This is a genomic window from Thalassovita taeanensis (assembly GCF_900110775.1).
GTDB classification, from domain to species: domain Bacteria; phylum Pseudomonadota; class Alphaproteobacteria; order Rhodobacterales; family Rhodobacteraceae; genus Litorimicrobium; species Litorimicrobium taeanense.
In genome coordinates this window covers 66878-84612 of sequence record NZ_FOEP01000001.1, presented here as the reverse complement: position 1 = coordinate 84612, position 17735 = coordinate 66878, and the positions used below count along the sequence as shown (strand labels likewise).

At 63.4% G+C, this 17735-nt stretch carries 17 protein-coding genes; 9 read left to right on the top strand and 8 right to left on the bottom strand.

Annotated features, from left to right (window positions below; all coding sequences use genetic code 11):
• Window positions 1-35: 35 nt before the first annotated feature.
• Together BSF79_RS00365 and BSF79_RS00360 are read right to left on the bottom strand one after the other, a co-directional pair.
• Complete coding sequence (locus BSF79_RS00365) at window positions 36-1901, bottom strand: cation:proton antiporter (protein ID WP_090266625.1); 1866 nt, start codon at window positions 1899-1901, stop codon at window positions 36-38.
• A gap of 19 nt (window positions 1902-1920) precedes the next feature.
• Window positions 1921-3087, bottom strand: a complete 1167-nt coding sequence (locus BSF79_RS00360) for a deoxyguanosinetriphosphate triphosphohydrolase (protein ID WP_090266622.1) — start codon at window positions 3085-3087, stop codon at window positions 1921-1923.
• An 80-nt stretch (window positions 3088-3167) separates the two neighbouring features.
• On the opposite strand from BSF79_RS00360, the gene BSF79_RS00355 reads away from it, so the two are divergent.
• A complete protein-coding gene (locus tag BSF79_RS00355) occupies window positions 3168-3491 on the top strand; it encodes a HesB/IscA family protein (RefSeq protein ID WP_090266620.1) in 324 nt (107 codons plus the stop codon).
• Between the two features lie 79 nt (window positions 3492-3570).
• Window positions 3571-4377 carry an exodeoxyribonuclease III gene (gene xth, locus BSF79_RS00350; RefSeq protein WP_090266617.1) on the top strand — a complete coding sequence of 269 codons (807 nt, stop codon included), beginning with the start codon at window positions 3571-3573 and terminating at the stop codon, window positions 4375-4377.
• 106 nt (window positions 4378-4483) lie between these two features.
• Here the strand turns inward: xth and BSF79_RS00345 are convergent, their stop codons facing one another.
• Window positions 4484-5656: an FAD-dependent monooxygenase gene (locus BSF79_RS00345; RefSeq protein WP_090266613.1), complete on the bottom strand. Its 1173-nt coding sequence runs from the start codon at window positions 5654-5656 to the stop codon at window positions 4484-4486.
• Window positions 5657-5728: 72 nt separating this feature from the next.
• On the bottom strand, window positions 5729-6151 hold the full coding sequence (gene dksA, locus BSF79_RS00340; protein WP_090267805.1) for an RNA polymerase-binding protein DksA: 423 nt from the start codon (window positions 6149-6151) through the stop codon (window positions 5729-5731).
• Window positions 6152-6333: 182 nt separating this feature from the next.
• Between dksA and BSF79_RS00335 the strand changes: the two genes are divergently transcribed.
• The 4 genes from BSF79_RS00335 (at window position 6334) to BSF79_RS00320 (ending at window position 10128) form a co-directional block, all read left to right on the top strand.
• The gene (locus BSF79_RS00335) at window positions 6334-7176 is read left to right on the top strand and encodes an AAA family ATPase (protein ID WP_090266610.1); all 843 of its coding nucleotides are present in this window, start codon (window positions 6334-6336) and stop codon (window positions 7174-7176) included.
• A 223-nt stretch (window positions 7177-7399) separates the two neighbouring features.
• A complete protein-coding gene (locus BSF79_RS00330; RefSeq protein ID WP_090266607.1) occupies window positions 7400-8776 on the top strand; it encodes a DUF2927 domain-containing protein in 1377 nt (458 codons plus the stop codon).
• Complete coding sequence (locus BSF79_RS19655) at window positions 8773-8940, top strand: hypothetical protein (protein WP_090266604.1); 168 nt, start codon at window positions 8773-8775, stop codon at window positions 8938-8940. The genes BSF79_RS00330 and BSF79_RS19655 overlap by 4 nt, the downstream gene beginning before the upstream one ends.
• Before the next feature lie 3 nt (window positions 8941-8943).
• Window positions 8944-10128 (top strand): vWA domain-containing protein, encoded by a 1185-nt coding sequence (locus BSF79_RS00320; RefSeq protein ID WP_090266601.1) that lies wholly within the window; start codon window positions 8944-8946, stop codon window positions 10126-10128.
• Here BSF79_RS00320 and BSF79_RS00315 read toward each other — a convergent pair.
• Window positions 10125-11366, bottom strand: coding sequence for an MFS transporter (locus BSF79_RS00315; protein WP_090266598.1), 1242 nt, complete (start codon window positions 11364-11366; stop codon window positions 10125-10127). The two genes, BSF79_RS00320 and BSF79_RS00315, sit on opposite strands and share 4 nt — an antisense overlap.
• Before the next feature lie 175 nt (window positions 11367-11541).
• Here BSF79_RS00315 and BSF79_RS00310 point away from each other — a divergent pair, with 175 nt between their 5' ends.
• Window positions 11542-12222: a M48 family metalloprotease gene (locus BSF79_RS00310; protein ID WP_090266595.1), complete on the top strand. Its 681-nt coding sequence runs from the start codon at window positions 11542-11544 to the stop codon at window positions 12220-12222.
• Here BSF79_RS00310 and BSF79_RS00305 read toward each other — a convergent pair.
• The 3 genes from BSF79_RS00305 to BSF79_RS00295 are packed head-to-tail and all read right to left on the bottom strand — an operon-like array spanning window position 12219 to window position 14648.
• Window positions 12219-12773, bottom strand: coding sequence for an RSP_2648 family PIN domain-containing protein (locus tag BSF79_RS00305; protein WP_090266592.1), 555 nt, complete (start codon window positions 12771-12773; stop codon window positions 12219-12221). The two genes, BSF79_RS00310 and BSF79_RS00305, sit on opposite strands and share 4 nt — an antisense overlap.
• Complete coding sequence (locus BSF79_RS00300) at window positions 12770-13966, bottom strand: RSP_2647 family RNA methyltransferase (RefSeq protein WP_090266586.1); 1197 nt, start codon at window positions 13964-13966, stop codon at window positions 12770-12772. The genes BSF79_RS00305 and BSF79_RS00300 overlap by 4 nt, the downstream gene beginning before the upstream one ends.
• 37 nt (window positions 13967-14003) lie before the next feature.
• Window positions 14004-14648 (bottom strand): DUF6778 family protein, encoded by a 645-nt coding sequence (locus BSF79_RS00295; protein WP_090267802.1) that lies wholly within the window; start codon window positions 14646-14648, stop codon window positions 14004-14006.
• Window positions 14649-15196: 548 nt separating this feature from the next.
• On the opposite strand from BSF79_RS00295, the gene edd reads away from it, so the two are divergent.
• Together edd and eda are read left to right on the top strand one after the other, a co-directional pair.
• Window positions 15197-17002, top strand: a complete 1806-nt coding sequence (gene edd / locus BSF79_RS00290) for a phosphogluconate dehydratase (RefSeq protein ID WP_090266583.1) — start codon at window positions 15197-15199, stop codon at window positions 17000-17002.
• Between the two features lie 13 nt (window positions 17003-17015).
• On the top strand, window positions 17016-17660 hold the full coding sequence (gene eda / locus BSF79_RS00285) for a bifunctional 4-hydroxy-2-oxoglutarate aldolase/2-dehydro-3-deoxy-phosphogluconate aldolase (RefSeq protein ID WP_090267800.1): 645 nt from the start codon (window positions 17016-17018) through the stop codon (window positions 17658-17660).
• Window positions 17661-17735 lie beyond the last annotated feature (75 nt).

Here is a 17735-nt window from a genome sequence, read left to right as displayed (position 1 = left end):
GTCAACGCCTGCGCGGGCTGGTTGCGCCCCCCGTCTCAGCCCGCCGGGGCCGGGTCTGATTTCGGGTCTGATTTTGGCTCGGTTTTCGTGTCGGGCTTCAGCTTGGGTTTGGGCGGTGAAAAATGCAACAATCGCGCGCCGTCGCCCGCCTTCAGCGTGCTACCCTCACGCGGGAAACGCAGCTCACCCTTGGCATAGATCGCCACGAACAACAGCGCATCGGGATGCGCGGCGTGCCACTGCTCCAGCCCGAATTCCTCGGTCAGGCCGGTGACGCGGAACTCCCACCCCGCGCGGCGCAGCGCCTCCAACTCGTCATAGCCCTTGCCCTGGCCAAACACCCGCCCGCCCAACGTGACCGGCAGCGCATGGCGCGCCTGCCCCTCTTTGCTGCGCGCCAGTTGGAACACGTTGTCGCGGCCGAACTCTGGCGCAAGGTCGGTGGTGACCAGCGTGTTATAGGCATCGTTATCCGTCACCGCGACCAGCCGCGAATACCGCGCCACTTCGACACTGTTTTCAGCGGCCTCGGACAAGATATCGCCGAAATAGGTCGGAATGCCGCGACTGCGCGCGCCGCGCAAATGGCCGTGGTTCGGGTCGGCCATCAGCACCGGCACCTCGGCCTTGATCATGGCCTCGGCCAATGCCGTGCTCCAGCCCGATCCGCCGACCAGAAGCACGCCGGGGCGATCCGCCCCCGCCAGCCCCAAGGCCCGCGCCATTGGGCGCAGCGTGAACCCGTGCAACACCACCGTGACCGCCACCAGCACAAAGGCCAGCGGGCCGACCAACGCGCCATCAGCAATGCCGACCGCCGCCAGCCGTTCGCCAAACAGCCCGGCCACTGCCACCAGCACCACGCCGCGCGGCCCGGTCAGCGCGATCAGCGCCCGTTCGCGCCACGGAATATCGGTGCCCAGCAGCGACATGATCACGGTAAACGGCCGCGCGACAAAGATCACCAGCCCCACGAACAGCGCCGCCCGCCAGGTCAGCTGCCCCAGCGCCGCAAAATCCAACGAGGCGGCCAACAGGATGAACACCCCAGACACCAGCAGCACCGTCGCGTGTTCCTTGAACCGCCTAAGTTCCTCGTACGAGGGCAAGCCAGCGTTGGCGATCACCACGCCCATGATGGTCACCGCCAACAGCCCGCTTTCATGCAGTACCGCGTCGGACAGCGCGAAAATGCTTAGCAGGACCACGAACAGCACTGGCACCTTCATATATTCCGGCACCCAGCCGCGCTTGAAGGCGGTGGCAATGCCATATCCCGCCACCACGCCCAAGGCGATGGCCACGACCACGCCCACCACCAGCTCTTGCGTCGCGTGCCCCACGGTCGAGGCCGTCTGCCGCACCATCACCACCTCGAACGCCAGCACCGCCGCCATCGCGCCGATCGGGTCGTTCAGGATCGCCTCCCATTGCAGCAGTGCCGCCGGGCGCCGTGACAACCGCGCCTGCCGCAGCAGCGGCGCGATCACCGTCGGGCCGGTCACGATCATGATACCGCCGAACACTGCCGCCGCATCCCAGCCCAGCCCGGCGCCATAGTGCAGCGCCAGCGCCGAGGTCAGCCAACCCAGCGGCGCGCCGACAAACACCAGCCGCCGCACGCCCTTGGCCGCATCGCTCAGCGAATGCCGGTTCAGGGTCATGCCGCCCTCGAACAGAATGATCGCCACCGCGATCGAAATCATCGGGCCGACCAGCGGGCCGATATCGCGCGCCGGATCCAGCACACCGGTCACCGGCCCGGCCAGGATCCCGGCCACCAGCATCAGCACAATCGCGGGCAATTGCATGCGCCACGCAAAAACCTGCGCACCGACGCCAAGCGCGCCCACCAAAGCGATCGCCGATACCGGGCTCAGCCCTATTTCTGCCACTGTCATTGTTGTTGCTCCTGCACCCTTAAACGCCGCGTCGCGCCGGAATTGCCTCGCGCCCGGTCAGCCGCTCGTATTCCTGCAAGGCAAACCGGTCGGTCATACCCGCGATATAATCTGAGACGATCCGCGCCAGATCCTGCTCGGTCCGCGCGTCTTCGACATCCTTGCGCCACTGTTTCGGCAACACATCGGTGTGCTGCATGAACAGTGGGAACAGCTCTTGCACCACCTGCGTGACGTGCCTGCGCATCTCGACCACTTCGGGGGCGCGGTACATCCGGTGAAACAGGAACTCGCGGATCACCTTCAGCTGCTCCCAGACGGGCGGCGAGAATTGCACCATCATCCGCCCGGCATCGCGTACATCCTGCGCGCTTTGCGGTGCAAGCGCGGCCAGATTGGTCCGGCTTACGCTGATCACATCCTCGACCAGAATACCAAAGAACCGCCGCAGCGCCTCGTGCCGCCGCCGATAATAGTTCAACCCCGGAAACAGCCCGTCGACCTCGGCGAAACAGCCCTGCAACAGTGGCAGCTCCGCCAGCTCGTCGGTCGAAAACAGCTCGGCGCGCAGCCCGTCATGCAGATCGTGGTTGTTATAGGCGATGTCATCCGACAGCGCCGCCACCTGTGCTTCGGCACTGGCGTGAGTGTGCAGTTCCAGATCGTGGCGCGCATTATATGCGGCCAACGCCCACGGAATATCCCCGGTGACAGGGCCGTTGTGCTTGGCGATCCCCTCCAGCGTTTCCCAGGTCAGGTTCAGCCCGTCCCATTCGGCATAGTGCCGCTCCAGATGGGTGACGATGCGAATGGCCTGCGCGTTGTGGTCAAACCCGCCGTAGGGCGCCATCAGCTCTGACAGCGCATCCTCGCCGGTGTGGCCGAACGGCGTGTGGCCCAGATCATGCGCCAGGGCCACCGCCTCGGTCAGTTCCTGGTTCAGCCCCAAAGTGCCCGCAATCGTGCGCGCCACCTGCGCCACCTCGATCGAATGGGTCAGCCGGGTGCGGAAATAATCGCCCTCGTGTTCGATGAATACCTGCGTCTTGTGCTTGAGCCGTCGAAAGGCGCTGGCATGGATGATCCGGTCCCGGTCGCGCTGAAACGGCGAACGGAAGGTGCTTTCCTCTTCCGGGTAAAGCCGCCCGCGCGATTTCGCCGGGTCCGATGCAAAGGGGGCTGTCATGCTCAACTGGTCCTTGTCGCCTGTCGTTACCGCCCATATATTCCATTCCAACCGAATGCGAAACCGTCAGGAGCCGCCAGATGCAATTGCCCCCCAAGGTCACCCCGCGCGCCTTTGCCCGCCTGCACGAAATCGGTGCCGCCGAACAGGGTCAGGCCCTGCGCATCGCGGTCGAGGGCGGCGGCTGTTCCGGCTTCCAGTATGAAATCAAGCTCGACACCCCCGCCGGGGATGACCTTGTGCTGGCCGGTCAGGGCGAAAAAGTCGTGGTCGACAGCACCTCGTTGCCGTTCCTGACCGGTGCGACAATTGATTTCACCGAAGAGCTGATCGGCGCGCGTTTCGTGATCGAAAACCCCAACGCCTCGTCCTCCTGCGGTTGCGGCACCTCCTTCGCGATGTAAACGCGCCCGCCCGGCCCCGTGCCGGGTTGCGCGCGCCCCTGCCAATAGGCGATAGAAGGCCAAAGCAGGAGAGCCGCCCATGAAAATCGCCACGTTCAACATCAACGGCATCAAGGCCCGGTTTCAGGCGCTGTCCGATTGGTTGGACGAGGCGCAGCCAGATGTGGCCCTGCTGCAAGAGATCAAATCGGTCGATGAAAATTTCCCCCGCGAGATGTTCGAGGACAAGGGATATCAGGTCGAAACCCACGGTCAGAAAAGCTTCAACGGTGTGGCGATCCTGTCGAAACTGCCGCTCGAGGACATCACCCGCGGCTTGCCCGGCGACGACAGCGACGAACAGGCCCGCTGGATCGAGGCCACCGTGGTGGGCAAACAGGCGATCCGGCTGTGCGGGCTGTATCTGCCCAACGGCAACCCCGTGGAACTGTCGGCCGATGGCACCCCGGTGCCGGGCGGCAAATACGCCTATAAACTTGGCTGGATGCAGCGCATGCAGACCCGCGCCGAAGCTCTGCTGGCCGAGGAGATCCCGTTTCTGATGGCGGGCGACTACAACATCATCCCGCAGGCCGAAGACGCCAAAAAGCCCGAGGCCTGGCGCGATGATGCGCTGTTTCGCCCCGAAAGCCGCGCCGCCTTTCGCCGCCTGATGAACCTTGGCCTGACCGAGGCCTTTCGCGCCCGCAACCGCGCGCCGGGGCAATATTCGTTCTGGGATTATCAAGCCGGAGCGTGGAACCGCGACAACGGTATCCGGATCGACCACTTCCTGCTCAGCCCACAATGCGCCGACATGCTGACCGACTGTCAGATCGACAAACAGATACGCGGGCGGGAAAAACCTTCGGACCACGTGCCGGTCTGGGTCGAACTGGACAACTGATCCCGGTTTACCTGCGGGCGGTTGGGGGCGCTGCCCCCACGTTTGCAATCCGCTGGATTTCAAACGCTCCCCCGGAGTATTTTTTCAGAAAGAAGCCAAAGCGACGTCAGCCGACGGGGGCGGTTTCGTCATGGGCATAGAGCCAGTCGAACTGATGCAGCATCGCGCCGGGCACCAGCGCGCCACCCAGCCGCAGGGCCATATGCGCGGCAAAGCGCAGGGGTTTGGGGCGCAGGTGGTATTTCCACGCATTGCCGTTGGCCGCGTCGATCACCCGGCGCGCCCGTGCCGCGCGGCGATTCTGATAGGCGGCGAGGCCTGCGGCGATGCTGTCGCTGCGGGCCAGTTCGTCGGCCAGCGCCCAGGCATCTTCAAGCGCCATACAGGCGCCCTGCGCCAGAAACGGCAGCGTCGGATGCGCGGCGTCCCCCAGAAGCGCGCATTGATCGCGTTGCCAGACCCGCGCCACCGGGTGGCGGAACAGGCCCCAAAGCTGCACATCGGTCACGCGCGACAGGATCGCCTGCGCCTCGGCGCCAAAATCGGCGAAGGTCGCGCGCAGGTTGTCGGGGTCGTCGGCGTGGTTCCAGCCCTCGTCAGCCCAGGCGTGGCGTTCTTGCACCGCGACGATGTTCAGGTCTTTGCCACCGCGCAGCGGATAGCTGACCATATGCCGCCCCGGCCCCATATGCACCCAAGCCTCGGGTCGGCGATTGTCGGTGTTGGGCACCACGGCGCGCCAAGCGACCTGTCCGGTGAAAACCGGTGCGTCATCGCCGTTCAGCGCCGGGCGCAGCCGCGAGTGCAGGCCGTCGGCGCCAATCACCAGGTCGGCCGTAAGCGTCGCCCCGTTGGCCAGCTCAACCTGTGCCGGTGCGCCGGGGAGAACGCGGTCAACCTGCTGCAACAGCCGGATTTTCACTCCGGCCTCGCGGGCGCCTGCGACCAGAATGTTGATCAGATCGGCGCGATGTACGAAATAGAAGTCCTGATCCTCAACCCGGCCCAGATCCAGATGCAGCACCTCGCCGCGGCGATAGTCGCGCAGGCTGACACCCCGCCCCCGCACCGCATCGCGCGCCAGATCCTGCGCCAGCCCCAGCGCCCGCATCACCGCGACGCCGTTCGGGCTGATCTGCAACCCGGCGCCGACCTCGGTGATGGCTTCGGCCTGTTCCAGCAAGGTCACATCGGCACCACGCAGCGCCAGGGCCCGCGCCACCGCCAGACCGCCGATGCCGCCACCGATCACAATCGTGTTCAGACCAAGAAGACTCATGCTCCACCTTGAAACGAAAAAACGCCGGAGCAAAAGCCCCGGCGTTTCAATTTCGTCACCCAAAACCTGCGGTCAGTCGTCGCGGTGCACTTTCTCGCGGCGCTCGTGACGTTCTTGGGCCTCAAGGCTCATGGTCGCGATCGGGCGTGCGTCCAACCGTTTCAGGCTGATCGGTTCGCCGGTCACTTCGCAATAGCCATATTCGCCCTCATCGATCCGGCGCATGGCCGCGTCGATCTTGGACACCAGCTTGCGCTGACGATCGCGCGTGCGCAATTCCAGCGCGCGGTCGGTCTCTTCGCTGGCACGATCCGTCACATCAGGAATGTTACGGGTCGAATCTTGCAGTGCTTCAATCGTATCGCGGCTATCGGACAGAATTTCATGCTTCCAAGCGACCAGCTTGCGCCGGAAATATTCCAGCTGCCTGTCATTCATGAATGGTTCATCTTCTGCCGGTCGATAGTCGTCGGAAATAAAGGTTTCCGCTTTCATATCAGCTCCCTCATCAAGGCCCAGGTCTGTCAATGTTTCGTCCTTTGACATGCGGTACCCTCCCGGCCGAGCATCTATCCGAACGGTTAGCGATTGTCACTACCCTTAACGCAGTAGATTGCAGGCCGAAGGTCTTCACGTTACTGTGCAGCCGCAATAGGGATCAAAGGGTTATTGTCCAGATGAAATTCGAAGGAACCGACGCCTATGTGGCCACTGATGACCTGACCGTGGCCGTCAATGCCGCCGTCACGCTGGAACGGCCGCTTCTGGTCAAGGGCGAACCGGGCACCGGCAAGACCGAACTGGCCCGTCAGGTTGCCAGCGCGCTTGGGCTGCGGATGATCGAATGGAACATCAAATCCACCACCAAGGCCCAGCAGGGCCTGTACGAATATGACGCCGTATCGCGCCTGCGCGACAGCCAGCTTGGCGAAGAGCGCGTGCACGACGTCAGCAACTACATCAAAAAGGGCAAACTCTGGGAAGCCTTTGATGCCGACGAAAAAGTCGTTCTGCTGATCGACGAGATCGACAAGGCCGATATCGAATTCCCCAACGACCTGTTGCAAGAGCTCGATAAGATGGAGTTCCACGTCTACGAGACCGGCGAGACGATCCGCACCAAGCACCGCCCGATCATGATCATCACCTCGAACAACGAAAAGGAACTGCCCGACGCTTTCCTGCGCCGCTGTTTCTTCCACTACATCCGCTTCCCCGAACCCGAGGTGATGAAGCAGATCGTCGAAGTGCATCACCCCAATATCAAGGAAAAGCTGCTGACCACCGCCCTGACGCAGTTTTACGAGGTGCGCGACACTGCCGGGCTGAAGAAAAAGCCCTCTACCTCCGAGGTGCTGGACTGGCTGAAGCTGCTGCTGGCCGAGGATCTGACCCCCGAGGACCTGCGCCGCGACGGGCCGAACGCCCTGCCCAAACTGCACGGCGCGCTGCTGAAAAACGAGCAGGACGTGCACCTGTTCGAACGCCTCGCCTTCATGGCCCGCAGCAAACGACAGTAGCCCCCGCCTACGCCGTGGCCGGGGCGATACCCGGCCAATATTCAGCGTATTTTTCGAAAATTTTCAACACAAGCCCAACTTCCGCCTCAAACAGCCCCTAGCGTGTTTGAGGTGGGCGGCTGCCAATTCCCGGCCCGCGCCTGTAAGTTTTATGATCAAGAGGTTCTGATATGCGCCGGTTTTGCGCGTTGCCCCGCCCCGCAATGCGAGGCATATTTCAAAAATGAAACCCATCTGGCTTTTGTCCCTTTGTCTGGCGTTAAGCGCCTGCGTGTCCGCCGAACCCGGCGATGTGGCCACCCGCGCCGCAACCGGCGCGGAAACCCTGCTGCCGCCGATGAAAACCTTCACGGTGCCGCGCCCCGACCGGCCGATGGTGTCGAATATCGACCTCAGACGCGACTTTCTGGATCTGGCGTTCAAGCTTGAATCAGGGCGCGACCTGCCGGTGCTCAGCCGCTTTGAGGGCCCGATCACCCTGCGCGTCACCGGGCAGGCGCCGGTCAATCTGACGATGGATCTTGACCGCTTGCTGCTCCGCTTGCGCTCCGAGGCCGGGATCGACATCCGCCGCACCGCCGACGCCGACGCCAATATCACGATCGAGGCCGTAACGCGCGCCGACATTCGTCGGCAGCTGCCGCAGGCTGCCTGTTTCGTGGTGCCCAATATCTCGCGGCTGTCCGAATATCGCTCGGCTCGACGGTCGGCCCGCACCGATTGGGCCAAGGTCACGCAGCGCAGCAAGCTGGCGATTTTCGTGCCCGCCGATGCCGCTCCGCAGGAATTGCGCGATTGCCTGCATGAAGAGCTGGCACAGGCGCTGGGGCCGCTCAATGACCTCTACCGGCTGCCCGACAGCGTGTTCAACGACGACAATGTGCACACGGTTCTGACCGGCTACGACATGCTGGTGCTGCGGGCGTATTATGCACCCGAATTGCAGTCGGGCATGACCCGCGCTCAGGTGGCCACGCGCCTTCCCGCGATTCTGGCGCGGCTTAACCCGACGGGGCAAACGCTGGCCCCGCAGAACCTGACCCCGACCCCGCGCGCCTGGATCGACGCGGTTCAGAGCGCCCTTGGCCCCGGCGCCAGCCCCGAGCAGCGACGCTCAGCGGCACAGCGCGCGGTCAATATTGCCCGCACCCAAGGCTGGCAGGATCACCGCCGCGCCTTTTCACATTACGCACTGGGGCGGCTGACCCAATCCTATGACGCACCGATCGCCATGTCGCATTTTCAGGCCGCACAGCGATTTTACGACCGCACGCCCAACACCGAACTGCACAGCGCCCAGGTCGCGCAACAGCTTGCGGCCTATGCCGTCAGCGAAGGCCGCGGCGCCGAGGCGCTGCGCTTGGTCGATTCGCATCTGAACGTCGCCGCCCGCCATGAAAACGCCGCGCTGCTGTCGACCCTGCTGCTGCTGCGCGCCGAGGCACTGGACCTGCTGGGCCGCTCTGCCGAGGCACGGACCGTCAGACTGGACAGTCTGGGCTGGGCAAGGTACGGATTTGGCGCGGATTGGGCCGTGCGGGCGAAGGTGCGGGAAATCACCGCGCTCAGCCCCCTGAAACGGAGAAACGGGCAAATATGATCGTAATTCTTGGGGCAATTCTGGGCGCGTTCTTTGGGGCGCTGCTGGCATATCGGCGCAAAGGGCGCAGGCTGGACATGCTGCAATATGCGGCGGGCTATGCGATCCTGTTCATGATCATCGGCTTGTTCCTGACCATCTTCGTGCATCGCGCGGCGGTCTGACCCATGTTCCTGCCCTTCTTTGAAAACCTCAGAAAAGGCGGCGTTCCGGTCTCTTTGCGCGAATACCTCAGCTTTCTCGAGGCGATGAAATCCGGGCTTGTAACCTATGATGTCGAGGGATTTTATTACCTCGCCCGCACCGCCATGGTCAAAGACGAGCGCAATATCGACAAATTCGACCGCGCCTTTGCCGCGACCTTCAAGGGGCTGGAAAACATTCAGCTCGGCGACGTGCTCGAAGCCGTGGATATCCCCGCCGATTGGCTGGAGAAAATGGCCGAAAAACATCTCAGCGCCGAAGAAAAAGCCGAGATCGAAGCGCTCGGTGGCTTTGACAAGCTGATGGAGACGCTGAAAAAGCGGCTCGAGGAACAACAGGGCCGCCATCAGGGCGGCAACAAATGGGTTGGCACCGCCGGCACCTCGCCCTTCGGCGCGCATGGCTATAACCCCGAAGGCGTGCGGATCGGCCAGGAAAAGGGCCGCCACGGTCGCGCGGTCAAGGTCTGGGACAAGCGCGAGTTCAAGAACCTCGACGACACCATCGAACTGGGCACCCGCAACATCAAGGTCGCGCTGAAACGCCTGCGCCGCTGGGCCCGCGACGGCGCCCATGACGAGTTGGACCTTGATGGCACCATCCGCGCCACCGCCGAACACGGCTATCTTGACGTCAAAACCCGCCCCGAGCGGCGCAACGCTGTCAAGGTGATCCTGTTCTTCGATGTCGGCGGCTCGATGGACCCGCATATCAAGGTGATGGAGGAATTGTTTTCCGCCGCCCGGTCCGAATTCAAACACCTTGAACACTATTATTTCCACAATTGCCTGTACGAAGGCGTGTGGAAAGACAACCGCCGCCGCTGGGATCAGCAGATCCCAACGTGGGAGGTCCTGCGCACCTACGGCTCTGATTACAAATGTATTTTTGTCGGCGACGCCAGCATGTCCCCCTATGAGGTCTCCTATCCCGGTGGGGCGAATGAGCATTGGAACGCCGAAACCGGCGAAACCTGGCTACGCCGCGCCCGCGATCAATGGCCCGCGCATATGTGGATCAACCCGGTGCAGGAAAAATACTGGGCCTATACCCAGTCGATCAAGATGATCGAAACGATATTCGAGGGCAATATGGTCCCGATGACCCTCGCTGGCATCGAAAAAGGCATGCGTGAGCTGACCCGCTAGGCCTGTCCGGCCTCCTCGGCTATGGCCGCAGAGTTTTTGCGCATCACCCGGCGCAGTGGCCACAGGCTCAGCAGCGCCACAAAGGCCAATGTCGCTCCGCCCAGAAACGTGCCCTGCGCGCCCCAGCCATCCCACAACACCCCGGCGATGACACTGGCCAGCAGGATTGCCCCGCCGGTCATCAGGTTCAGCATGCCAAAGCCGGTGCCGCGCAGCTCGACCGGGGCCGTATCGGCAACCAGCGCCGAAAATGCGCCCTGAGTGAAGCCCATATGCACGCCCCACAGCACCACGCCCAACCAGACTCCCGGCAGGCCCGGCACCAGCGCCAGCACAAGATCCGCCACCACCAGAAGCGCAACCCCAACCGCCAGCGATTTGATCCGCGATCCGCCCTTCTCGTCAGACATCGCCCCCGCCGGATAGGCCGACAGCGCATAGGCCACGTTCATCACCACCAAAACCACCGGCACCAGCGCCACCGTCAGACCGTCGTCATGCGCCTTGAGCACCAGAAACGCCTCGCTGAACCGCGCCAGCGTAAAGGCGGCCGCCACGGCCACCACCGCCCAATACACCCCGCCCAGCTTGCGCGCCGCCGCCCAGCTGAGCGGCGCCTTGACCCGCGCCGGGCCGCCTTCGCGTTCCGGCTCGCGCACCTGCGTCACCAGCAGCCAGACAGCGATCACCGCCGGAATAACGGCGGCCCAGAACACCAGGCGGATATCCCCCGCCAGCGCCCACATCAGCCCGATCGCAAGCAACGGCCCGATAAAGGCCCCGACCGTATCCAGCGATTGCCGCAGGCCAAAACTCGCCCCGCGCAGCTCCTCTGGCGCCAGATCCGCCAAAAGCGCATCACGCGGCGCGCCGCGAATGCCCTTGCCCACCCGGTCAATGAACCGCGCGCCGACAACCCAGCCCAGCGTCGGCGCCAGCGGAAAGATCGGCTTGGTCAGCGCCGCCAGCCCGTACCCGACAACCACAAGCACCTTGCGCCGCCCCAGCCAATCACTCAGCGCGCCGGAAAACACCTTGGTGATCGCCGCCGTTGCCTCGGCTATGCCCTCGATGAAACCGACCGCCACCATCGAACTGCCCATGACTGTCACCAGATAAACCGGCAGCAACGCGTGGATCATCTCGGATGAAATATCCATCCACAATGACACAAATCCCAGCGCCCAGACCCCACGCGGCAAGCGCTTCAGCGCGCTGCTGTCCCATGATAGTTTCATTCCGGTTCAACCTTCAGGCTGCGCAGCGCCCGATCTTGCTGCATGTGCATACAGTGTGCATGTAATGTGCATCGAAATCATACAGGTATTTTGAGCTATTTCGCGGCCAGATCGTCGCAAGGCGCCGACACGATGCGGCCTTGTCAGCGCCCGCGCCCTGCCCCATATCTTGACTATGCTACGCTTTGCCCCGATCCTTCTGGCGATCCTCTACGCTCTGGCGATGTATCGCTTTTCCGTCTGGCGCACCGCGCGCGAGCTTGATGCCCGCTCGTCCGAGCTGGCCGATCCCACGCTGTCACAGATCACCTCGCGGCTGGCCGCCGCGCTCGATCTGCCGCGCATCCGCGTGCATATTTACGAGATTGCCCCGGTCAACGGTCTGGCCGCACCGGATGGCCGCATCTTCATAACACGCGGATTTTACAACAAATTCAAGGCGGGTGAGGTCACGGCCGAGGAAATAGCCAGCGTTATCGCGCATGAATTGGGCCATGTCGCCCTTGGCCATTCCCGGCGGCGGATGATCGACTTTTCCGGCCAGAATGCCCTGCGCACTGCGCTGGCGATGGTGTTCTCGCGACTGCTGCCGGGGATCGGGACATGGCTGGCCAATATGCTGACCACCCTGCTGGCGGCGCGCCTGTCGCGCTCCGACGAGTACGAGGCCGACGCCTATGCCGCCGCCCTGCTGACCAAGGCGGGCATTGGCACCGCGCCACAAAAATCGTTATTTCTCAAGCTCGAAGCCCTGACGCAGTCCAACTCCGGCGCCGCCCCCGCATGGCTGCTGAGCCATCCGAAAACCGGCGAGCGGATTGCCGCGATCGAGAAGCTGGATCAGCGCTGGACCTAGGCCCGTGGGCCGGGCGTCAACGCCTTGCCCAAGCGCGGCAAACGCGCCTTTTTCATCAACGCGCGCATGTTCCACGCTTCGCCCGACAACCGCTCGGCCTCTTGCCGGACGGCCTCGGCCACCTCGGTCACCAGTTCGGGTTGCGCTTGCCAGATGCCGTGCAAAAAACCGTCCGGGTCTTGCCGGGTCAAACCTTCTTCGGTCAGGATATTCCCCGGAAAATCCTTTGCGTTCAGGGTGATAATCAGATCAGCCGACCCTGCGATCGCCGCTGCCAGCACGTGCACATCCGCCGGGTCCGGCAGCCACAGCCGCGCCTCAAGCGAAGGGGGCCATGTCACCTGCGCCCCCGGCCAACGGCTGCTGAGCAGCGCAATTTCGCCCCGTGCCTGCGTCTCGCCGCCCGGCCCCAGCTTGCGCGCGGCACGGGCCCATTCCTCAAGAATACGCGCCGACCACAGCGGAGTATAAACCCCCGCTCCGGCCACGCCCAACAACACCTCGCGCATAACCGTCGGATACAGCACGCAGGTATCGAGCAGCACCTTCATAGGCGGAAAAACAGCGCCTTGAGGTATCCGCTTTCGGCCAATTGCGGCATCAACGGGTGATCCGCCCCGGCGAAACCGGTATGCAGCAGTTGCGCATGACGCCCGCCCCGACCAATCCCGCGCACGCAAGCGCCGCGGAACTTCGCCAGATCAGCAGCATGGGAACAGGAGCAAAGCACCAGATACCCGCCCTCGGCCACCACGCCGGCCGCCAGCCGTGCGATGCGTTCATAGGCGCGCAAGCCCGCCTCAACCGATTGTTTTGACGGCGCAAATGCGGGTGGATCACAGATCACCACATCGAATTTTTCGCCCTCTTCGGCCAAGGCTGCCAATACGTCAAAGGCGTCACCCTTGCGGGTGGTAAAGCGGTCGGAAACGCCGGTCGCCTTGGCCCCCTCTTCAGCCAACGCAAGTGCTGCCTCGGAGCCATCAACCGCCAGCGCGGAACTGGCACCTGCGGCCAGCGCCGCAAGGGAAAAGCCGCCAACGTGAGAGAACACATCCAGCACGGTCACATCCTTGCACAGACGTGCGGCAAAGGCGTGGTTCGGGCGTTGGTCAAAATAAAGCCCGGTTTTCTGGCCGCCGGTCAGGTCGGCCATATAGGTAGCACCGTTCATCGGCACAGGAACCGGCGCCGCAGGGGCCGCGCCTTCGGTCACGCCGGATTCGTTGTCCAGCCCTTCCAAAGACCGCGCCCGGCCCGTGGCGCTTTTGATCACCGTGGTCACGCCTGTGGCCTCGATCAGCGCCGCGCTGAGCGCATCGAACAACAGATCGGCCCAGGCCGCGTTGGGCTGCACCACCGCGACATCGCCGAAGCGGTCGATGATCACACCCGGCAGGTCATCTGCCTCGGCGTGGATCAAGCGATAGAACGGCGCATCGAACAGACGTTCGCGCATCTGCAATGCCCGCGTCAGCCGCGCGGCAAACCAAGCCTGATCAACCTGCGCGGTTTCATCGCGGTCGATCATCCGGCAGATAATGCGGGAATTGGGGTTTACAGCCACAAGACCAAGCGTGTTGCGCTCTGCGTCCTCAAGCACCGCAAGGGTGCCAGGGATCAAGTTGCGCGACCGCCGGTCGGTGACCAGCTCGTTGTCATAGACCCACGGAAACCCATGCCGCACCGCTTTGGCGTTGGCTTTGGGACGAAGGCGGACAATAGGATAAGAGGGCGTCATCATGGCGCCCTCTTATCCCTGTTCGTTGTGCGGCGAAAGCTTAGATTTTTACGTTGGCCTCAAGACCGGCCACAAGCTCGGTCACGCCGGGCTGAACTGAACCGGGTGCGGCCAGTTCCTGTTCTACCACATTCACCAGATGGCGCGAGATGCGCACTTTCTGCGTCAGCCCCTGCTGCTCGGCGGCAATCGCCTTGGACCCGCCATAGCCCTTGAGGTCTGCCTTGATTTCGCGCGTCGGCACCAGAACGGCACCGGTTGCCGGGTCCAGAACGGTCATGTTAAACTCGATCGAGTGCACGCCGCCGATGGTATAGCGGGTTTTCTCGGTCAGCGCATGAAAGCGCAGGACTTCGATTTCGACCGCCACCGGCAGAGCGCCCTCGGCTGTTTCCTGCTGCACCTGCTTGATGCTGTTTTCGAAAATCCCGGCGACCTGAGCGTGACGATCCCCCATCGGTTCGCCGCGCCACACGATATCACCCATCGGGTAATACAGGTTGGCCTCGGACACACGCAGCCCGCGGGAGACTTTGATGTTGTAGGATTGTACCTGCACCGACGGGGCAGAAACCGCCATCTGCGGCATATCCATGGGCGCGTTCCGTGTTGCGGTATCAATCGCGCCGCATGCCGACAGTCCCAGACCAAGCGCCAAAATCAAACCGGTGCGAAATTGTTTCATCTTCATTCTCCCTGGGCGTTCTGCCTGTTTCGAGTTGGGGAGGTTATCCTGTCAGAGTTGGGCAGATTTGCGGCAAATACCGAACAATACGGCGACCATTGTGCAGCAACGCGCGCCAATCCCCGGTGAATTGCGGCTTTATCGATCCGGGCGGCCGACCAGCAGGAACGGCGCTGACTAGCGCCGGATGCGCCGTCTCCGGGCGTGCAAGCGTCTGTTGATGCCGCGAACCAAGCGCTGCCTCGGTCGAGCGGAGCAGTTGCAGCAACCGTGTCAGGGCTATGGCGAACACACTGCGGGCAAATGCCGCTTTGACCTCGGCCTGTGTCGCCTGAAACTGTGCCCCTGGGGATCAAACCTGTGGGCTGGACGGACGAGGAACCCGCCAAACGCACAAAAGAGAATAAAATGGCGTAACGTGGCCAAAGTTTAAGCGTCCGCATGCCTTCAGATCCAGCGCTGGCCGGTGGCAAGTCCCGCCACCGGCGCGCCCTTGAACCGTTAACGCTAACGGCCTATAGCTATTGCAAGACCACGGGAGAGCGAAAATGCCAATGCACGAGGTTATTGCCCGCGTGACCGACAGGATCGTCGCGCGCAGCCATCTCAGCCGCACCGCCTATCTTGATCGGATGCGCCGCGCTGCTGAAGACGGCCCGCGCCGGGCGCATCTGACCTGTGGCAATCAGGCCCATGCCTATGCGGCGATGGGGGCCGATCAGGGCGCGCTGGCGCAGGCGCGCGCGCCCAATCTGGGCATCGTGACCGCCTATAATGACATGCTGTCGGCGCATCAGCCGTTTGAACATTTCCCCGATCTTATCCGCACCGCCGCCCGCGCGGCGGGGGGCACCGCACAGGTGGCCGGTGGCGTGCCCGCCATGTGCGACGGTGTCACACAAGGTCAGGTCGGGATGGAGTTGTCATTGTTTTCGCGCGACGTAATCGCGCTAGCCGCCGGGGTGGCATTGTCGCACAACACCTTTGACGCGGCGGTGTTCCTCGGGGTCTGCGACAAGATCGTACCGGGATTGGTGATCGCGGCGGCAACCTTCGGATATCTGCCCGGCATATTCCTGCCCGCCGGGCCAATGACCAGCGGCCTGCCAAACGACGAAAAGGCCCGCGTGCGGCAGCAATTCGCCACTGGTGAAGTCGACCGCGCCGCGCTGATGGCCGCCGAAATGGCCAGCTATCACGGGCCGGGCACCTGCACCTTTTATGGCACCGCCAATTCCAACCAGATGCTGATGGAGTTCATGGGGCTTCACATGCCGGGGGCCAGTTTCGTCAATCCCGGCACGCCCCTGCGCGATGCGCTGACCGTTGCGGGCACCGAGCGCGCGCTGGCGATCACCGCCTTGGGCAAAAATTACCGCCCAGTCTGTGATATTCTGGATGAAAAGGCCTTTGTGAACGGCATTGTCGGGCTGATGGCCACCGGCGGCTCGACCAATCTGGTGCTGCACCTGCCCGCCATGGCGCGCGCCGCCGGGATCATGCTGAGCCTCGAAGACTTTGACGAGATCAGCGCGATCACGCCGCTTATGGCCAAAGTCTATCCCAACGGGCTGGCGGACGTGAACCATTTTCATGCCGCAGGCGGGCTGGGCTATATGATCGGCGAGCTTCTGTCAGCCGGGTTGCTGCACCCCGATACCAAAACCATCGCGGGCGATGGTCTGGAGCTTTATGCGCAGGACCCCCGGCTGGTCGAGGGCCGCGTTAGCTATGGCCCCGGCCCGCGCGACAGCCTGAACGACAAGATCCTGCGCCCGGTACGCGATCCTTTCCAACCCAGCGGCGGGCTGAAACGGATGGTTGGCAATCTTGGCAGCGGGATCATGAAAGTCTCGGCGGTCGCTCCCGAACGACATGTGATCGAGGCCCCGGCGCGGGTGTTTCACACGCAGGACGCGGTGAAAGACGCATTCAAAGCCGGTGAATTCACCTCGGACACCATTGTGGTTGTGCGGTTTCAGGGGCCGCGCGCCAATGGCATGCCGGAACTGCACGGGCTAACGCCCATCCTGTCGGTGCTACAGGATCGCGGGCTGAAGGTGGCATTGGTCACGGACGGGCGCATGTCCGGCGCCAGCGGCAAGGTGCCCTCGGCCATCCACATCAGCCCCGAGGCCAGCGCCGGTGGCCCACTGGCGCAGGTGCGCGACGGCGACCTGATCCGGCTGGATGCAACCACCGGCACCATCGAAAACCTGACCGAAGGCTTCGCCACCCGCCCCGTCGCCTTCCCCGATCTAAGCGCCAACAGCCACGGCATCGGCCGCGAGCTGTTCGAGGTGTTTCGCCAGAATGTCGGCCTTGCCTCGGATGGCGCGGCCGTTGTCATCTGAGAAAGGACACGCCATGACACCCGAACAGGCCAGCGTCTTCAGCGAAACCCTGTGCCGCACCGCGCCAGTCATCCCGGTGCTGGTGATCGACAATGTTGCCACTGCCAAACCCTTGGCTCAGGCGCTGGTGCGCGGCGGCCTGCCGGTGCTTGAGGTAACATTGCGCACCCCTGCAGCGCTTGAGGTGATCCGCGCCATGGCGGACGTGGCGGGCGGCATCGTCGGCGCGGGCACGGTGCTGACCCCCGAAGACGTGCGCGCCGCCAAAGCCGCGGGCGCGCGCTTTGCGGTTTCACCCGGTGCCACCGACCGGCTGTTGGACGCCTGCGAAGCCGAAGACCTGCCGCTGCTGCCCGGTGCGGCCACCGCGACCGAAGCGATGCGCCTTCTCGAACGCGGCTACCGGGTGCAGAAATTCTTTCCCGCCGAAACGTCAGGCGGCGCCCCGGCGCTCAAGGCGATCGGCGCGCCACTGCCACAGATCCTATTTTGCCCGACCGGCGGCATCACTCTGGCCAACGCCGCCGACTATCTTTCGCTTCCCAATACGGCCTGTGTTGGCGGCAGCTGGGTCGCGCCAAAATCCATGATCCAATCGCAGGACTGGGCCGGAATCGAAGCATTGGCTGCACAAGCGGCACAGCTCTCTCCGCGCTAACCCCGCTTCACATTTTCAAAATATCCTCGGGGGAGACGTTGAAAGCCCCAAGGCTTTCAACGTTGGGGGCAGACA

Bases quoted from the DNA above. Each gene is read 5' to 3' on its own strand.
- BSF79_RS00310 (WP_090266595.1), top strand. From the start codon at position 11,542: ATGCTACGCTTTGCCCCGATCCTTCTGGCGATCCTCTACGCTCTGGCG.
- BSF79_RS00355 (WP_090266620.1), top strand. From the start codon at position 3,168: ATGCAATTGCCCCCCAAGGTCACCCCGCGCGCCTTTGCCCGCCTGCAC.
- BSF79_RS00315 (WP_090266598.1), bottom strand. From the start codon at position 11,366: ATGAAACTATCATGGGACAGCAGCGCGCTGAAGCGCTTGCCGCGTGGG.
- BSF79_RS00345 (WP_090266613.1), bottom strand. From the start codon at position 5,656: ATGAGTCTTCTTGGTCTGAACACGATTGTGATCGGTGGCGGCATCGGC.
- xth (WP_090266617.1), top strand. From the start codon at position 3,571: ATGAAAATCGCCACGTTCAACATCAACGGCATCAAGGCCCGGTTTCAG.
- eda (WP_090267800.1), top strand. From the start codon at position 17,016: ATGACACCCGAACAGGCCAGCGTCTTCAGCGAAACCCTGTGCCGCACC.
- BSF79_RS00365 (WP_090266625.1), bottom strand. From the start codon at position 1,901: ATGACAGTGGCAGAAATAGGGCTGAGCCCGGTATCGGCGATCGCTTTG.
- BSF79_RS00295 (WP_090267802.1), bottom strand. From the start codon at position 14,648: ATGAAACAATTTCGCACCGGTTTGATTTTGGCGCTTGGTCTGGGACTG.
- edd (WP_090266583.1), top strand. From the start codon at position 15,197: ATGCCAATGCACGAGGTTATTGCCCGCGTGACCGACAGGATCGTCGCG.
- BSF79_RS00360 (WP_090266622.1), bottom strand. From the start codon at position 3,087: ATGACAGCCCCCTTTGCATCGGACCCGGCGAAATCGCGCGGGCGGCTT.
- BSF79_RS19655 (WP_090266604.1), top strand. From the start codon at position 8,773: ATGATCGTAATTCTTGGGGCAATTCTGGGCGCGTTCTTTGGGGCGCTG.
- BSF79_RS00320 (WP_090266601.1), top strand. From the start codon at position 8,944: ATGTTCCTGCCCTTCTTTGAAAACCTCAGAAAAGGCGGCGTTCCGGTC.
- dksA (WP_090267805.1), bottom strand. From the start codon at position 6,151: ATGAAAGCGGAAACCTTTATTTCCGACGACTATCGACCGGCAGAAGAT.
- BSF79_RS00330 (WP_090266607.1), top strand. From the start codon at position 7,400: ATGAAACCCATCTGGCTTTTGTCCCTTTGTCTGGCGTTAAGCGCCTGC.
- BSF79_RS00300 (WP_090266586.1), bottom strand. From the start codon at position 13,966: ATGATGACGCCCTCTTATCCTATTGTCCGCCTTCGTCCCAAAGCCAAC.
- BSF79_RS00305 (WP_090266592.1), bottom strand. From the start codon at position 12,773: ATGAAGGTGCTGCTCGATACCTGCGTGCTGTATCCGACGGTTATGCGC.
- BSF79_RS00335 (WP_090266610.1), top strand. From the start codon at position 6,334: ATGAAATTCGAAGGAACCGACGCCTATGTGGCCACTGATGACCTGACC.